We start from the raw sequence: 16,718 nt of genomic DNA, 5'->3' as shown, positions 1-16,718 counted from the left end.
GGCGTCCACCAGGAGTCACCGCGGGAGCACTGGCAGTTCCGGCTCGACATCGACGAGGACGGCCGGTTCGAGCACAGCACGGTCGCCGGCACCGTCGTGCGGATGACCGTTCCCGAACTGATGCTCCGCTGGGGTCGGGCACTCCGTCCTGGTCACGTTCGAGCACCGTGGGGACCCGGCGGTCCGCACGACCCCTGGTGGTCGACGAGCGCGACGGCGTCGCCCGCCGGTGCCTGGAGTGCGGAGCGGCCACGATCGACACCGGCGTGCGGGCCGCCGAGCCCGACGAGGTCCTGCCACCGGCGTCCTTCGAGCCCCTCACGGACTGGATTCGCCCGGACTCCTGAGCGCGTGACCGTTCCGGTTCGCGATCCCCGGGGATCCCGAACCAGAACGGTCAGAGGCGACCACACGATCCCGTCCGCGCCGCACCGAACCGCACCGCGCCGCGCGCCCACCTCCGCCCCACCGGACGGGAGGGCGCGGCGCCTGCCCGCACCGCGCCTCCCGTCCCGGAACGTGCACCGTCTGCCATCCGGCGCCCGCCCCGGTCAGCGCCCCGCGCCGGCCCCGCCCGACCGGACGCCCGGGTCTCGCCGGACGCGGAACACCCGGGCCGTCGGGGTGGCCCCGCCATGGTCGACGTGCAGCACCCCCGCGTCGGCGTCCCACGAGACCTCCCAGGCCCCGATCGCCGTCGGGAAGAGCGGCGACACCGCCACCGGCTGCCCCACGAGCGCCGGCAGCGGCAACGACACCGACGACGAGGCCCCCGGCAACGCCCACACCGACAGGTACAGGTCCCCGTCCGGCACGTCGAGGCCGAGCGCGACCCAGGTGTCCTCCCACCCGGGCAGCCCGAGCGGCCACACCGGCAGCGCCGACGACACGTCCGCGAGCACGGTCCGGTGCGCCTCGATCGCCGCGGCCACGACCGCCAGCTGCGCGGTCGACATCTCGTTGAGGTACCCCGACAGGTACATCCGCCCGAGCACCCCGTTCACCAGCGCGAGGTCGAACAGGTCGGGCGACATCGACGGCGCCGGGTACGCCCAGTTCCCCGCCTGCTCGGGGAGCATCGCGCCGGGCGCTGCGGCGGAGATCGTGGCGGACAGCACCGGGTCCTGCTGGTCCGACGTGGACTGCATGTGCAACCGGGACAGCATCGCGAAGTCGGCGCGCATCGCTCCCGAGGCGCAGTTCTCGATGAGCAGCGACGGGTAGCGGGCCTGCACGTCGTCGAGCCAGTCCAGCAGCGCCCGCTGGTGCTCGAGCTGCCCCGCGAACGGCCCCGTCATCGTGTTGTCGTCCATCTTGAAGAACGTCACGCCGAGCGTCCCGACGAGCCGGTCGACGACCGCGTCGAGGTGCGCCCGGGCATCCGGCGAGCGCAGGTCGAGCAGGTGCCGGCCGTGCTCCGCGACCCGCACCCCGCGGTGGTGCACGAAGGCGGACGACGGCAACGACGACGCCAGCGGCGAGTGGATCCCGATGACCTCGGGCTCGAGCCAGAGCCCGGCCTGCATGCCCCGCGAACGGATGTGGTCGATGACGGACCCGAGCCCGGTCGGGAACCGCGACGCCGCGGGCTCCCACGCGCCGACGGTGTCCCACCAGTGCCCCTCGGCGTACCAGCCGGCGTCGATGCAGAACAGGTCGGCACCGGCGTCGGCGGCCGCGTCGATGAGCGGCAGGAGCTTCTCGGTCGTCGGGTCGCCCATGAGCGTGTTCATGTAGTCGTTGAAGACCAGCGGCAGGGCGCGATCGGCGTCGCGCACGTGCCGGAACGCCCGACGCTGCCGGGTGAGCACCGCGAACGCGTCGCCGACCGAGCCGGCGATCCCGACCGACACCGGCACGGACGTGAACGGCTGTCCCGGAGCGACGACGGCGCTCCACTGGTGCTCCTGGTCGGTCGGTCCGCTCAGCAGCACGTACGCGTGCCGCCGGGTCTCCCCCAGCTCGTAGAGCCACGGCCCGTTGTGCTCGACCTGCCACACGAGCGCGAAGTCGGCAGCGTGCAGCACGCCGATCGGCAACGCCTCCCCGGTGGACCACGAGCCGCGGTTCTGCAGGACGGCGCGGCTGCGGGGCGGGTGGTGCTGCGCCTCGCGATCGATGCGGGCGAGCCCGATCGACCGCAGCGGATCGGTGCGCCACCGGCTCTCGGCTGCCCAGTCGTTCTCGGCGTGCGTCAACGACAGTTCGTCGACCGTCGCACCGGAGTCGGTCAGGAACGCCCCGGTCGCGAAGGACGAGACGAAGTCGACGACGTGCTCGCCCTCCGCCGCCGACACCTCGGTCCACGTCCGGAACGCTCCGACGCCGGCACGCGCGCAGAACACGGACACGACCTGGAGGCGCGTGGCCGCGTCCTCCTGCACGATCCGGAACCACAGGTCGGTCCCGTCCACCGCCCCGGTCGTGTCCGCGGGCCCTGATCCGGTCCCGCCCACGGACACGGGGGCGTCGTCGTGCGACACGTACCGGAGCCGTGCGCCGATGGTGGAGTCGACGTGCCGGAACCCGCCGGGGAACCTGCCGTGGCCGACGGTGGTCAGCTCGACGAGCGGCTGCGGGTCGTCGGGGCCGTCGGCGAGCGACCCGCCGGTCGGCACGAACGACACCAGGGCGACCGGTCGGTCCGACGCGATCCGGAACCGTGCCGAGAACCCGGGCGTGACCCAGTCGACGAACGCGCTCACGGCGTCCCGGCCCGGACCGCCCCGACCGGTGCCGGCGAACTCGTGACCCACTCCCCCAGGGTGTGGTCGTAGCAGGTGGTGTTGTCGATCGTGGAGCGGTCGAGTGCCGGTCCCGAGGTCACCCGGCGGTCGGTGCGCTCCGGGTCGGGGGCGGCCTCGGCGAGCAGCCGGGTGTAGTCGTGCTGCGGGTCGAGGATGACCGCGTCCGAGGGTCCCCGTTCGACGACCCGGCCGCGGTACAGCACCAGGATCTCGTCCGAGAAGTGCCGCGCAGTGGCGAGGTCGTGCGTGATGTACAGCACGGCGAGGTGGTCCTCGCGCTGCAGCCGCCCCATGAGGTTGAGCACGCTGAGCCGGATCGACACGTCGAGCATCGACACGGGCTCGTCGGCGATGAGCACCTGCGCGCCGGGTGCGAGGGCCCGGGCGATCGCGACGCGCTGTCGCTGCCCGCCGGAGAGCTCGTGCGGGCGGCGGGACGCGAAGTCCTCGTCGAGGTTCACGCGGCCGAGCAGCTCCCGGACGCGTTCGGCGGTCTCCTCGGCGCCGCGCGCACGGTGGTGGAGCTGCAGCGGGCGGGCGATGTGGTGCTCGATGGAGTGGAACGGGTTGAGCGACGCGAAGGGGTCCTGGAACACCATCTGCACGTGCCGCCGGTACATGCTGCCGACGACGGGGGTGCCGTCCTCGAGCCGGACGTCGATCGAGCCGCGCGTGGTGCTCTCCAGCTTCGCGAGCATCCGGGCGATCGTCGACTTGCCCGAACCGGACTCCCCGACGAGGGCGACGGTGCGTCCGGGCAGGAGCTCGAACGACACGTCGTCGACGGCGCGGAGGGTGGTCCGCCGCAGGCCCTTCCGGGTGTGGAAGTCCTTGCCGAGGTGGCTGACGGTCACACTGGTCATCGGACGACCTCCTGGGTGTCGAGGTCCGAACCGTCGATGCTCGCCCCGGTGCGGATGAAGTCGCCGCGGGCGCCGGACAGGCTCGGGAAGGACTGCAGCAGCCGCCGGGTGTAGGGGTGCTGCGGGTCGTGCTGGATGGTGTCGGCGGTGGCGCACTCGACGACCTCGCCGCGGAGCATGATCGCGATCCGGTCACTGATCTCGAGCAGCAGCGGCAGGTCGTGCGTGATGAACACGACCGCGAAGCCGAGCTCGTCGCGCAGGCGGACGATCTCGCGGAGGATCTCCCGCTGCACGACGACGTCGAGCGCGGTGGTCGGCTCGTCCATGATCATGACCTGCGGCTCGAGCAGCATCGCCATCGCGATCATCACGCGCTGCCGCATGCCGCCGGAGAGTTCGTGCGGGTACGCCGTGATGCGGGACGGGTCGACCCCGACCCGGCGGAGCGCGTCCTCCGCGATCGCCCGACGCTCCTTGCGGGGCATGCCGCGGCGGTGCTCGACGAGCGCGTCGTCGAGCTGTGCCCGGATCGTGGTGACCGGGTTGAGCGCGTTCATCGCCCCCTGGAACACCATCGACAGCTTCGACCAGCGGACGGCACGGAGCTGTTCGTCGCCGAGGCCGAGCAGGTCGACGTCGCTGCCGTCCCGGTCGTGGAAGGTGATGCTGCCCGACGTCACCTTCGCTGGCGGCTTGTGCAGCCGGGTGATGGCGTAGGCGAGCGTCGTCTTGCCGCAGCCGGACTCCCCGGCCAGCCCGAGGATCTCCCCGGGTGCGAGCGTCAGCGAGACGTCCTTGACGGCGTGCACCGGGTGCTCGGTCTCGTAGACGACGTCGAGGTGGTCGATGGTGAGGACGGCGTCCCGGGTCATCGGGCGACCCCCTTCCGGTCGGTGGTGGTCTCGGTGCGGCGAGCCGCGCCTCCTGGGCCGGGACGGCGGGCCGCACGACGTGCGCGACGTTCACGCCGTCGCTGCGCCCGCACGTTCGCGAGCCGCGGGTTGATGACCTCGTCGATCGAGAAGTTGACGAGGGAGAGGCCCATGCCGAGCAGTGCGATGAGGAGCCCCGGCGGGACGAACCACCACCAGGCGCCCTGGGCGAGCGCGAAGCCGTTCTGCGCGTAGAAGAGCATCGTGCCGAGCGTCGACGAGTTCGAGGCGCCGAGGCCGAGGAAGGACAGCCCGGCCTCGCCGAGGATCGCGGCGATGACGGCGAACACGAACTGCGACGCGAGCACCGGCAGCAGGTTCGGCAGGATCTCCACCGCGATGACCCGCCACGGTCGTTCCCCGGCGACCCGTGCGGCGGACACGTAGTCCCGGTTCCGGATCGACATCGTCTGCGCGCGGAGGACCCGGGCGGACCCGGCCCACGACGTGATCGCGAGGACGATGGCGATGGTCCAGAGGCCTCGGGCCTCCTGCGGGACGAGGCCCGAGATGACGATGACGAGCGGCAGGCCCGGGATCACGAGGAACACGTTCGAGAAGAGCGAGAACGCCTCGTCCATGATCCCGCCGAGGTACGCGCCGAGGATGCCGAAGAACGCCGACAGCACCGTGGCGAGGACACCGACGATGAGACCGATCTGCAGGCTGCCCCGGGTGGCGAACGCGAGCTGGGCGAGGACGTCCTGCCCGGTCTGCGTCGTCCCGAGCAGGTTGTCGGCGCTCGGCGGCTGCATGCCCGAGTCGCGGATGGCGCTCGGGTCGCCGACGAGCAGCGGGCCGAGCAGCCCGAACAGGGCGACGCCGACGATGAGCACGATGCCCGTGACGAGCCACGGCGTCAGCGTGGGGAGGAACCGGCGGACGCCGCCCTTCGGCCGGCCACGACGAGCGGTCGCGATGCTCCGGGTGGAACCGGATTCGGCCTCCTCGGTGAGGGCGCCGATGGTGGGTTCGGTCTCCTGTTGGATGTTGGTCATGGTCGTGTCCTCCTAGCTCCGGGCCCGGGTGCGCGGGTCGATGAGCCCGTAGAGCAGGTCGACGACGAGGTTCGCGCCGAGGACCGCCAGGGTGATGAACAGGAAGATGCCCTGCATGAGCGCGTAGTCGTTGTTCGTCACCGCGGAGAGGAGCTTCGACCCGATGCCGGGGTACGAGAACACCTGCTCGGTGACGACGGACCCGGACACGATGAACCCGAGGGAGATCGCGAACCCGGCGACCGACGGCAGCACGGCGTTGCGGGCGGCGTAGTTGCGGAGGACCTTGCCGTGCGGCAGGCCCTTCGCGAGCGCCGTGGTGATGTAGTCCTCGGACAGCGTGGACACCATCATGTTGCGCATCCCGAGCAACCAGCCGCCGAGCGAGGCGAGCACGATCGTCGCGGCGGGCAGCACGCCGTACTTGAGCGCCGACATGAGGAACTCGCCGTTGAACCCCGGTGTGAGGACGACGTCGTAGCCGCCCTGGGCCGGGAAGAGGTGCAGTCCGGTCGCGAAGAAGTACACGAGGATCAGCGCGAGCCAGAAGTACGGCACGGCGGCGAGCAGGGTGGTGGCCGGCACGAACGAGTCGAGCCAGGTGCCCGGTCGCCACCCGACGAAGGCGCCGAGGGCGACCCCGATGACGGCGGCGAGCACGGTGGCGATGCCGACGAGGGCGATCGTCCACGGCAGGGAGCTCCCGATGACCTCGGTCACCGGTGCCGGGAAGTAGCTCACCGACACCCCGAGGTCACCGCGGAACACGTTGCCCAGGTACTGGCCGTACTGGGCGAGGATCGGTTCCGAGGAGTTGCCACCGAGGAGCAGCTCGTACGCCTGCCGGGTCGCCGGGGTCACCTGCCCGCCGCGCTGCTGGAGCTTGGCGAGCAGGATGTCCACGGGGTTCCCGGGCAGGAGCCTGGGGATGATGAAGTTCAGCGTCAACGCCGCCCAGAGGGCCACGATGTAGAAGCCGATCTTGCGCAGGAAGTAGTGCATACGAGCGCTCCTCGGTCGCAGTCCTCGCCTCAGCCCTTGGCGGGCTTGAGGGCCTTGAAGATCTCGGCGTTGTCCGGGCTCGCCCAGACCGCCGGGAACGCGTACAGGTCGTCCTTCGTCGGCCAGCCGGTGAACTTCGCGGCGTGGAACTCGCTCGTCGTGCCGCCGGTCATGATCGGGATGTACGGCATGTCCTCGACGACGTGCTGCTGGATGACGTCGAGTTCGGGCTGGGTCGCCGCGGTGTCCTCCGGGTTGATCGTCGCGAGCTTCTGCAGCGCGGCGTCGACCTCGGGGTTGCTGTAGCGGGCGATGTTCATCGGGGCCGCCTCACCGACCTTCGCGGTGTTCGCGGTCGAGTAGTAGTTGTTGTAGAGGTAGTACGGGTTCGCGGTCGGGCCCTGGCCGAGCGAGTCGATCGCGAGCTGGTAGTTGCCCTTTGTCTTCTTGTCGGTCCACTCGTTCCACGACGACTGCTGTGCCTTGAGCTCGATGCCGGCGGCCTTGAGCTGCTGCGTCATCGTGTCGATCGCGGTGATGTAGTCGGTCCAGCCGGTGACGACCTCGACCGTCAGGGACAGCTTCTTGCCGTCCTTCGCGTAGATGCCGTCGGCACCCTTGGCGTACCCGGCGTCCTCGAGCGTCGAGGCCGCGGCGTCGGTGTCGGCACCGGACGGCATCACGGCCGGCGAGACGTCCTTCGAGATCATGTCCTTCTGCGTCGTCGTCAGTGCGAAGGTCGGCGAGATCTCGCTGGCGGTGTTCGAGAACGCGAGGGAGTTGAGCTGCTTGCGGTTGATCGCGTCGGCGATGGCGTGCCGCACGGCCGGGTCGGTCTGCGGGCCCGAGCAGCCGAGCGCCGTCGACGAGCAGGTCAGCAGGGCCATCTGGTTCTGGCCGACGGTGATGCCGTCGTAGCCCTGGTAGTGGCCGGGGATGTCGTCCATGTTCGGGACGGGGCCGGTCTGCCAGTCGATCGAGCCCTGCGACAGGGCGTCGGCACCCGCGGTGTTGCCGGAGAGCGACAGGTAGCGGATCGTCTTCACGGCCGGGGCACCGCCCCAGTAGTCCTTGTTCGCCTCGAGGGTGAAGGCCTGCGCCTTGAACGTGCCGAGCGTGTACGGGCCCGTCCCGACGGGCTTGCGCACGACGTCGGTGGTCGGGTCGATGTCCTTCCAGAGGTGCTCCGGCACGATCCAGGTCTTGCCGAGCAGGTTCGGGCCGAGCACGAAGGACGGCTTCGCGAAGGACACGACGACCTTGTCGTCCCCCTCGGCCTTCGCGGTGCCGTCGTACCCGATGGAGTTGAGCGCCTTGTACTTCTTGAGCATGTCGAGGGTGAACACGACGTCCTTCGCCGTGAAGGGCTTCCCGTCGCTCCACTTCGCGTCGTCGCGGAGGGTGATGCTCAGCTGGGTGCCGTCGGCGTTCCACTCGTAGCTCTTGCCGAGCAGCGGCTTCGGGTCCTTCGTGTTCACGTTCGTGATGAAGAACAGGCCCTCGTAGATCGTCCCGACGCCACCGATGTTCGACGGCGACCAGGGGTTGTAGTTGATCTGGTAGTCGCCGGACTGTCCGGTGTACGCGATCAGGGTCGATGCGGAGTCGGACGACGCCGCGGTCCCGCTCGAGCTGCAGCCGGTGAGGGCGAGTCCCGCGGTGGTGAGGATGGCCGCGGCCGCGATGGCGAGCCGCCGGGAACGGTTTGGTGTTGACATCGTTGTCCTCTCGGTCTGCTCCGTCGCAGGCCTGGTCGTTGTGACCGCGATTGTTACACGGCTAAACTAACCCGGTCAAGAGCTTGCACGACGACGTGAGGAGGCGCGATGGAGCGCACGACACTGGACGGCCACTGGACCCTCGAGGCGGTGGCCGGTCCACCGGAGGCCGATGCTCACCGCGACCCGGTGCAGGCGGTGGTGCCCGGCTGCGTGCACACCGATCTGCTGCGCGGCGGCAAGATCCCCGATCCCTTCGACGGTGACGGCGAGGCCGCGACGCAGTGGATCGGCGACACGGTCTGGCGGTACCGGCGGACGTTCGACTGGGCCGGCGGCACCGGGGAGCGCCGCCACGACCTCGTCGCCGACGGACTCGACACGCTCGCGACGATCGAGCTCAACGGCATCGTCGTCGGCACCACCGCGAACCAGCACCGCTCGTACCGATTCCCCGTCGGACACCTGCTCCGACCGGGCGCGAACGAGCTCGTCGTCACGTTCGACGCGCCCGTGCCCGCGGCCGTCCGGCTCTCCGAGCTGCACGGCGGCGAGCTCCCGCACGTCAACCACCACCCCTACAACGCGCTCCGGAAGAACGCGTCGAACTTCGGCTGGGACTGGGGCGTCGACGTCGCGACGAGCGGCATCTGGAAGTCGATCGGCATCGAGTCCTGGAGCGGCGTCCGCATCGCGGCCGTCCGCCCCCTCGTCGACGTCGACGGCACCACCGGCGTGCTCACGGCGCACGTCGACGTCGAGTTCGCCGGCTCCTCCGGCGCCTTCTCGCAGGCCATCGGCAGCGCGCCCGTCGCGTCCGCAGGTGGTGACGCGGGTGCCGGACTGGAGGCCCGGATCACCCTGGCCCCGCACCACGCGTCCGCAGCGCACCGCGGTTCCGACACCGCGCCTCCCGTCCGCCCCACCGACCCCGCCGACACCTCCGGCCGGGTCGTCGGCGCGCGCCCCGTCGCGACCGGACCGGAGCGTACGACCGGCTCCGCCGTCGTGCGGCTCGAGGTCCCCGACGTCGCCGTCTGGTGGCCGCGCGGCCACGGTGACCAGCCCCTGTACGACGTCCGGGTCGAGGTCGGCGACGACGTCTGGACCGGCCGGGTGGGGTTCCGGACCGTCACCCTCGACACGGCTGCCGACGCGGGTGGCGCGCCGTTCCTCCTGCGCGTCAACGACCGGCCCGTCATCGTGCGCGGTGCGAACTGGATCCCGGACCACGCGTACCTCACCGAGATGACGGCCGAGCGCTACGCCGAGCGGATCGACGACGCGGTCGAGGCGAACGTCAACCTGCTCCGGATCTGGGGCGGCGGGATCTACGAGTCCGACGACCTGTACGACCGGTGCGACGAGCTCGGGATCCTCGTCTGGCAGGACTTCCTGTTCGCCTGCGCGGCCTACGCCGAGGAACCCTGGCTGGCCGACGAGGTCGAGCCCGAGGTCCGCGAGGCCGTCACCCGCCTCAGTCCCCACCCCTCGCTCGTGGTGTGGAACGGCAACAACGAGAACCTCGTGGCCTACGCCGAGTGGGGGTGGCGGCCGTCGCTCGTCGGTCGCACCTGGGGCAACGGGTACTACCGTTCGCTGCTGCCCGCGATCGTCGCGGAGCTCGACCCGACCCGGCCGTACACCCCCGGGAGCCCGTTCTCGTTCGACGAGTACCTGACGCCGAACGACGAGCGGAACGGCAGCGTGCACATCTGGGACGTCTGGAACACGAAGGACTACACCGCCTACGCCGACTGGCAGCCGCGGTTCGTCGCCGAGTTCGGGTTCCAAGGACCGCCCGCGTGGTCGACCCTCACCGCGGTGGTGCACGACGAGCCGCTCGACCCGGACGGCCACGAGATGCTCGTGCACCAGAAGGCGCACGAGGGCAACCGGAAGCTCGCCGACGGCATGCGCGGGCACCTCCCGGCGCCGACGACCATCGAGGACTGGCACTGGGCCGCGCAGCTCAACCAGGCGCACGCGATCCGCTTCGGCATGGAGTGGTTCCGGTCCCGCACGCCGGACAACACCGGCATGGTCGTCTGGCAGCTCAACGACGACTGGCCCGTGGTGTCCTGGGCACTCGTCGACCACGCCGGGCACCGGAAGCCGGTCTGGTACGCGGTCCGAAAGGCCTACCGCGAGGTCCTCGCGACGGTCCAGCGGTCGACGGCGGGCGACGGCCTCGACGTCGTCGTGGTGAACGCCGGCGGTGCGCCTGTCACCGACGAGGTCGTCGTCGAGCGCCGCGCGTTCGACGGCACCGTCCTCGCCGGGACCACGGCGACCGTCTCGGTCGACCCGGCGGACGCGGTCCGGATCACGCTGCCCGTCGAGGTCGCGGTGCCGCAGGACCGCACGGGTGAGGTGCTCGTGGTGACCGGGTCGGCCTCGGGGCGGCGGGTGCACGACTTCGCGGAGGTCGTCGACCAGCGCCTCGGGCGTCGACCGTTCTCGGTCGACGTCGCGGCGACGCCGGAGGGAGCGCGGGTCACGGTCTCGGCGACGGCGTACGTGCGGGACCTCGCGCTGTTCCCGGACCGGGTGGTCGCCACGGCCCGGGTCGACGAGGGGCTGGTGTCGCTGCTGCCCGGCGAGTCGGCGGTGTTCGAGGTCACGCGCGCGGCGGGCATCGACGTGGAGGCGTTGGCCGGGCCCCTGGTGCTCCGGCACGCGGGCGACCTCCTGCCCTGAGGCGTGGACGGGCCGGGCGCGTACCCGGCCCGTCCGCCCCGGTCAGTCGGTCGCCTGCACCTCGAGCACGAGTGCGGTCCCCGGGGCCAGCGCGGGCAGCCGCACCCCCACGTCCTCGAGCACCGCGCCGGACAGTTCCACGCTCCCCCGCTCGATCCACGGCGTCCGGGTCACGTCGACCCCCTTCGGCACCCGGAGCCCCGTCACCGGTGCGACCCGGTACCGGCGCTCCCGGTCGAGTCCGCGCAGGCGCAGCGGCACGGCCAGGGACCGCGGCCCCGTCACGGTCCGAGCGACCCGCACGAGGGCGCGCGACCGATCGCGCGCGACGACCGCCGTCGTCGCGAGCCCGGGGTCCCCGAGTTCGACGTGGTGCAGCCGCCCGGAGTGCAGCAGTCCCCGCTCCCGCTTGTAGAGCGCGGTCCACTCCCGCAGCCGGTCGAGCTCCGCTGGGCTGCACCGGGTGACGTCGGTCTCGATGCCGGCGCTGCCGAAGAGCGACACCGCCATCCGGAAGTCGAGGTCGAGGTGCCGCCCGGTGGTGTGCGACACCTCCGGGCCGACGTGCGACCCGATGAGCTCGAGCGGCAGCAGGAGCTCGGTCCACCGCTGGATCGGCAGCCGTTCCATCGCGTCGTTCGAGTCCGAGGCCCACACCCGGTCGGTGCGTTCGAGGACGCCCAGGTCGACCCGGGCGCCGCCGGACGCGCACGCCTCGATCTCGAGCCAGGGGTGTCGGCGACGGAGCTCGTCCATCACCGCGTAGGCGCCACGGGTGTGCGCGTCGAGGCCGACCCGGCCGGCGTGCACGGTCTGCACGACGTCGCGGTTCTGGTCCCACTTCACGAAGTCGACGTGGTGCGCGCCGATCACCGCCGACATCCGGTCGAGCACGTGCTCGCGGACGTCCGCGCGGGCGAGGTCGAGCACGTACTGGTGCCGCCAGGTCCGGGTGCGACCGGGGTCCTGCAGGAGCCAGTCCGGGTGGTCGACCGCGAGCTCGGACTCCGGGCTCACCATCTCCGGCTCGAACCACAGCCCGAAGTCCATGCCGAGCGCTCGGACACCGGCGACGAGCGGGCCGAGGCCCTGCGGCCAGACGTCGGCGTCGACCGTCCAGTCGCCGAGGGCCGTGGTGTCGGAGCGGCGTCCGGTGAACCAGCCGTCGTCGAGGACGAACCGTTCGACACCGACGTCGGCAGCGACCCGCGCGAGTGCGAGCAGCGGCTCCAGCTCCTGCCGGTAGTAGACGGCCTCCCAGGTGTTCAGCACGACGGGACGCGGGGTCCGTGGGTGCCCGGGGCGCGCGCGGAGGGAGTCGTGGAGGCGGGCGGCGACCCCGTCGAGCCCGGCGTCGGTCCAGACGAAGACGGTGTCGGGCGTGGTGAACGTCTCGCCCGGACGGAGCACGACCTCGCCCGCGCGCAGGAGCTCACCCGCGCCGAGCACGGGACGGGCCTCGGCGAGCTGGTCGTACCGGTGCACGGAGTCCGCGCTCCACGCCGGGTGCACCGCCCACAGCTCGCCGGTGGTGTCGTCGAACCCCGGGGTCCCGAGCACCGTGAGGGTCGGGGCGTCGTGCCCGGTCCGCCCCCGACGGCTCTCGCGCACGTGCACCCCGTCGGTCATCGCCCGCCGCTGCGGGGTCCGCTCGCGGGTCCACCGTCCGGCGAGGTCGAGCACCTCGGCGGCACGCTCCCCCACCGGCAGCACCGCTTCGAGCGTCTGCACCTCGACGTCGGCCGTGCCGCTGTTCGTCAGCGCATGCCGCACCCGCAGGACCCCGGCGTCGTCGAGGGCGAACTCGCTGTGCAGCGCCACCTCGTCCGACGCAGCGTCGACCACGAGCAGCTGCCCCTCGACGTGCACGACGACGTCGCGCCACACCGGTACGAGCGGGCGGCCGCCGACCTGTCCGGCGATCCCGGGCCGCCCCTCCCACCCGTCCTGTTCGGTGGGCAGGATCGTCACCGGCCACGGGGCGTCGAACGCACTCGGTGAGACCGCCCGCGCGACGGCGAGCACGAGGTCGTCCGCGTCCTCCGGTACGACCTCGCCGACGTCCCGCCCCCAGTGCAGCACCTCGGGCAGGCCGTCGACACGGGTCGCGACGACGACACCCACCCCGGCCGCGCGCAGCGCGTGGACGCGCGTCACCGCCGCCGGCACGGCTGGCCGCGCCTCTTCACCGTCCACGACGGTCATGCCGTCGCCTCCTCGAGGAGCACGCGGACGCCGCCGGCGGGCACGACGGTCTCCGGGCCGTGCCCGGAGCCGTCGAGCAGGTCGGTCCCGGCAGCCGACAGGACGACGTCGTCGGTGCGGTGGTTCAGGAGGAACAGGATCCCGGTGCCGTCCTGCCGGACGCGACGCACTGCCTCCAGGCCTGGAGGCGCGATGACGGTCCGCGCGATCGCTCGCTCCTCGACGATCCGGTCCACGATCCGTTGCACCCCGTCCGCGTCGAGCATCGCCGAGACGTACCAGGCGCCGCCGCAGGCGGCGCGGCGTGTGACCGCGGGGCGGCCCGCGAGCGGCCCGTCGACGTGCCGGAGGACGACGTCGGCGTCCTCGACGACCACGTCCTCCGCCCAGTCGGTGACGACCGTGCCGTCGTCGAGCAGGACGCGCTCGTCGCGCTGCAGCGGGGTGAACTCCTCCGACCACACGCCGAGCACGTCGCGGAACGCACCCGGGTAGCCACCGGTGCGGACCCGCGCGGTCTCGTCCACGATCCCCGAGGCGTAGGTCACCAGGAGCGTCGCGCCGTGCTCCACGACGGCGCTGATCCGCGCCGCGGCCGCGTCGTCGACGACGAAGAGGGTCGGGAGCACCACGACGTCGTACCCGGACAGGTCGGCGTCGAGCGGGACGACGTCGGTCAGGACCTGGCGGCGCCAGAACGCGGTGTGCCAGGCACGGAGCTCGTCCCCGTACCGGAGTCCTCGGTGCGGCTTCAGCCCGGACTGGAGCGCCCAGCCGGACGCCTCGTCCACGACGATCGCGACGCGGGCACGTTCGACCGGGGCGCCCTGGACCGGCCCGAGGGCGCGGAGTGCGCGGCCGAGGGCGCAGACCTCGCGCCAGACGCGGCTCCGGGTGCCGGCGTGCGGGACCATCGCGGAGTGGAACTGCTCGGCGCCGGCGGTCGACGCGCGCCACTGGAAGAAGAGCGCGCCGTCCGACCCGCGTGCCACGTGGGCGAGCGAGTTGCGGAGGATCTCGCCGGGTTCCTTCGCGCGGTTCCGCTGCTGCCAGCTCGGGCCACCGGTCGAGTGCTCCATGAGCAGCCACGGACCGCCGTCGCGGGTCATCCCGCGCATGCGGTCGGCAGCGGCCGCGAGGTCCTCGGCGCGGTCGGGGTCGTCGACCAGCGTGTAGTGGTCGTTCGCCGGGATCGCGACGTGGCGGGCCCACTCGGCGTAGTCGACGACCTGGGAACCGGCGCCCACCATGAAGTTCGTCGTGACGGGTACGGCGGAGTGCTGCTCGATGACGGCCTTCTCGGCCTCGAAGTGGGCGAGGAGCGCGTCCGACGAGTAGCGCTCGAAGTCGAGGGCGAGCCCCGGGTTCGGGGCCCCACCGACGCCGCGCGGCGGGGAGACCTCGTCGAACGACGTGTAGGTGTGCCCCCAGAAGGCGGTGCCCCACGCGGCGTTCGCTGCGTCGACGTCGTCGTACCGCGCGCGGAGCCAGCGCCGGAAGTCGGCTGCCGAGACATCGCAGTAGCAGCGGCCGTTCCCGCCGCCGAGCTCGTTGCTCACGTGCCAGAGCCGGACCGCGGGGTGCTCCCCGTACCGTTCGGCCAGGGCACCGGCGATCCGGAGCGCGTGCTCACGGAACACCGGCGAGGCCGGGCACCAGCCGAGCCGGCCACCGGGACGCTCGCGGCGTTCGGTCGCGTCGACGGGCAGGATCTCGGGGTGCGCCGTGAGCAGCCAGTTCGGCGGGGCGGCGGTCGGTGTCGCGAGGTCCACCGCGATGCCGTTGTCGTGCAGCAGGTCGAGCACGTCGTCGAGCCAGTCCCAGGTGTACTCCCCCGGTGACCGCTCGAGGAGCCCCCACGAGAAGACCCCGACCGTGACGAGGTTCACACCGGCCTCGCGCATGAGTCGGACGTCCTCGTCCCACACCGAGCGCGGCCACTGCTCGGGGCTGTAGTCACCACCGAACGACAGGTCCTCGGTGGGCCAGGGCACGGAACGAGCAGGGGTCACGACATCTCCTTCGACGGGTGGACCGGACCAGCATCCCGCCCGTCGAAGGCGTTTGTCAACTCGGGTAACTAAGTCAGAAGCGGAGGAGCCGGCGGACCGCGAGGACCGCAGCCGCACGCGCCCACTCGGAGAACTCGAACGGTTGCACGACGATGGTCACGGCGGGCTCGTACGGGCGGAGGCCCTGCCAGAACGCCGCGTCCACCTCGGCGCGGGCGAGGTCGTACACGGGCAGGCCGTCGCCGGTCAGCACGATGGTCTCCGGGTCCACCAGCGTCACCACCGTCGACAGGAGCACACCCAGGGCCGTGCCGGCGTCGCGGAGGGCCTGGAGCGCCTGCTCGTCCCCCGCGCGGGCCAGGTCGACCACCGCGTCGTACCCAGCGTCCTCGTGGCCGGCGTTCCGCGCCACGATGGAGCTCGGCAGGTAGCTCGACACGCAGCCCGCGTGCCCGACCCCGCAGTCCGGACCGCCGCCGTACACGGGCAGGTGCCCGACGCGACCGAACCGACCGTGGGCGCCCTCCGACACCTCGCCGTTCGTGACGAGCCCGAACCCGACGCCCGCCCCGACCGTGACGAGTGCCATCGAGGTGACGCCCGCGCCGGCGCCGATCCAGTGCTCCTTGGCCGTGAGCGCGTCGACGTCGTTCACCGTGAAGGTCACGAGCCCCGTCCGGCTCTCGAGCATGTCCGACAGCGGGACGTCCCGCCAGCCGAGGAACTGCGACACCTCGACCAGGGTCACGCCGTCACGGGTGACCACGTCGCCGGGCACCGAGACGCCCAGCGAGCAGATCGCCGGCGACGCGGCCCGGAGCCGGTCGACGACCTCGCCGACCTGGGCCACGAGCGCGTCGGGCGATGCGTCGCGCAGCACTTCCTCGTGCAGGGCGAGCACCCGTCCCGCGAGGTCCGTGACCGCCGCGTACAGGCGGTCCTGCGTGAGCTTCACGCCCACGAACTCCCACACGCCCTCGCTCGTCCGGAGGAGCTCCGACGGCCGACCGGTGGCGCCACGCACCCCCGTACCGACCTCGATCACGAACCCGTGCTCCTGGAGCGTCCGCACGGCCCGCGTGAGGCTCGCCCGCGACAGGCCGAGCGACCGAGCGATCTCCGCACGGGAGAGCACACCGTGCACGAGGATCTCGCGCAGGGCGGACCTCGTCGCATCGGTCAACACCGGCCACACCGGACCCGGGTCGATCGCTGCTCGATCGAGCTGCTCAGTCATCGGTCCCCTTCGTTCTTCGGCCGATCATAACGCGCCGGGAAACGCAGAAAACCCCTGACCACGTGGTGGTCAGGGGTTCCCTGGTGTTGCAACGTTGAGTCCGGCGGCGTCCTACTCTCCCACAAGGTCCCCCTTGCAGTACCATCGGCGCTGAGAGGCTTAGCTTCCGGGTTCGGAATGTGACCGGGCGTTTCCCTCTCGCTATGACCACCGGAACACCTTCGACCCAAATCCTGGATCAAAACCGTTCCCTCAGTACAAGCTGAAGTATTCAGTTTGATTCCCGATCGTCTGTCGGGAA

General features: G+C 71.7%; 11 protein-coding genes and 1 rRNA gene. 2 read left to right on the top strand and 10 right to left on the bottom strand.

All coding sequences use genetic code 11. From position 1 onward, the window contains the following. Window positions 1–197: 197 nt before the first annotated feature. Window positions 198–347, top strand: coding sequence for a hypothetical protein (locus BIV01_RS19615; protein WP_175473619.1), 150 nt, complete (start codon window positions 198–200; stop codon window positions 345–347). Between the two features lie 204 nt (window positions 348–551). Here the strand turns inward: BIV01_RS19615 and BIV01_RS02130 are convergent, their stop codons facing one another. Genes BIV01_RS02130 through BIV01_RS02110 form a run of 6 tightly spaced genes read right to left on the bottom strand, consistent with a single transcriptional unit; the run spans window position 552 to window position 8,263 of the window. Then, on the bottom strand, window positions 552–2,756 hold the full coding sequence (locus BIV01_RS02130) for a glycoside hydrolase family 36 protein (protein ID WP_071301782.1): 2,205 nt from the start codon (window positions 2,754–2,756) through the stop codon (window positions 552–554). Further along, a complete protein-coding gene (locus tag BIV01_RS02125) occupies window positions 2,702–3,610 on the bottom strand; it encodes an ABC transporter ATP-binding protein (protein WP_071301781.1) in 909 nt (302 codons plus the stop codon). Before BIV01_RS02125 ends, BIV01_RS02130 begins: the two co-directional genes overlap by 55 nt. Further along, a complete protein-coding gene (locus BIV01_RS19205; RefSeq protein ID WP_092387808.1) occupies window positions 3,607–4,485 on the bottom strand; it encodes an ABC transporter ATP-binding protein in 879 nt (292 codons plus the stop codon). Before BIV01_RS19205 ends, BIV01_RS02125 begins: the two co-directional genes overlap by 4 nt. Beyond that, complete coding sequence (locus BIV01_RS19200) at window positions 4,482–5,543, bottom strand: ABC transporter permease (RefSeq protein WP_092387810.1); 1,062 nt, start codon at window positions 5,541–5,543, stop codon at window positions 4,482–4,484. Before BIV01_RS19200 ends, BIV01_RS19205 begins: the two co-directional genes overlap by 4 nt. A 12-nt stretch (window positions 5,544–5,555) precedes the next feature. Then, complete coding sequence (locus BIV01_RS02115; RefSeq protein WP_070418539.1) at window positions 5,556–6,545, bottom strand: ABC transporter permease; 990 nt, start codon at window positions 6,543–6,545, stop codon at window positions 5,556–5,558. Window positions 6,546–6,574: 29 nt separating this feature from the next. Continuing rightward, complete coding sequence (locus BIV01_RS02110; protein WP_071301780.1) at window positions 6,575–8,263, bottom strand: ABC transporter substrate-binding protein; 1,689 nt, start codon at window positions 8,261–8,263, stop codon at window positions 6,575–6,577. 108 nt (window positions 8,264–8,371) lie between these two features. Here BIV01_RS02110 and BIV01_RS02105 point away from each other — a divergent pair, with 108 nt between their 5' ends. After that, the gene (locus BIV01_RS02105) at window positions 8,372–10,963 is read left to right on the top strand and encodes a glycoside hydrolase family 2 protein (protein WP_071301779.1); all 2,592 of its coding nucleotides are present in this window, start codon (window positions 8,372–8,374) and stop codon (window positions 10,961–10,963) included. Window positions 10,964–11,005: 42 nt separating this feature from the next. Here BIV01_RS02105 and BIV01_RS02100 read toward each other — a convergent pair whose 3' ends face one another. From BIV01_RS02100 to rrf, 4 genes are all read right to left on the bottom strand, one after another. Then, on the bottom strand, window positions 11,006–13,168 hold the full coding sequence (locus BIV01_RS02100) for an alpha-galactosidase (protein WP_139199178.1): 2,163 nt from the start codon (window positions 13,166–13,168) through the stop codon (window positions 11,006–11,008). Beyond that, window positions 13,165–15,180 carry a beta-galactosidase gene (locus BIV01_RS02095; protein ID WP_083413717.1) on the bottom strand — a complete coding sequence of 672 codons (2,016 nt, stop codon included), beginning with the start codon at window positions 15,178–15,180 and terminating at the stop codon, window positions 13,165–13,167. The genes BIV01_RS02100 and BIV01_RS02095 overlap by 4 nt, the downstream gene beginning before the upstream one ends. Window positions 15,181–15,253: 73 nt before the next feature. After that, window positions 15,254–16,417: an ROK family transcriptional regulator gene (locus BIV01_RS02090; protein WP_083413716.1), complete on the bottom strand. Its 1,164-nt coding sequence runs from the start codon at window positions 16,415–16,417 to the stop codon at window positions 15,254–15,256. Window positions 16,418–16,515: 98 nt separating this feature from the next. After that, window positions 16,516–16,632: ribosomal RNA gene (rrf, locus tag BIV01_RS02085) — 5S ribosomal RNA — on the bottom strand. Window positions 16,633–16,718 lie beyond the last annotated feature (86 nt).

This window comes from Curtobacterium sp. MCBA15_013 (assembly GCF_001865095.1).
Lineage (GTDB): Bacteria > Actinomycetota > Actinomycetes > Actinomycetales > Microbacteriaceae > Curtobacterium.
Note: the sequence above shows the minus strand (reverse complement) of the source record. Positions and strands in the feature narration are given on the sequence as shown.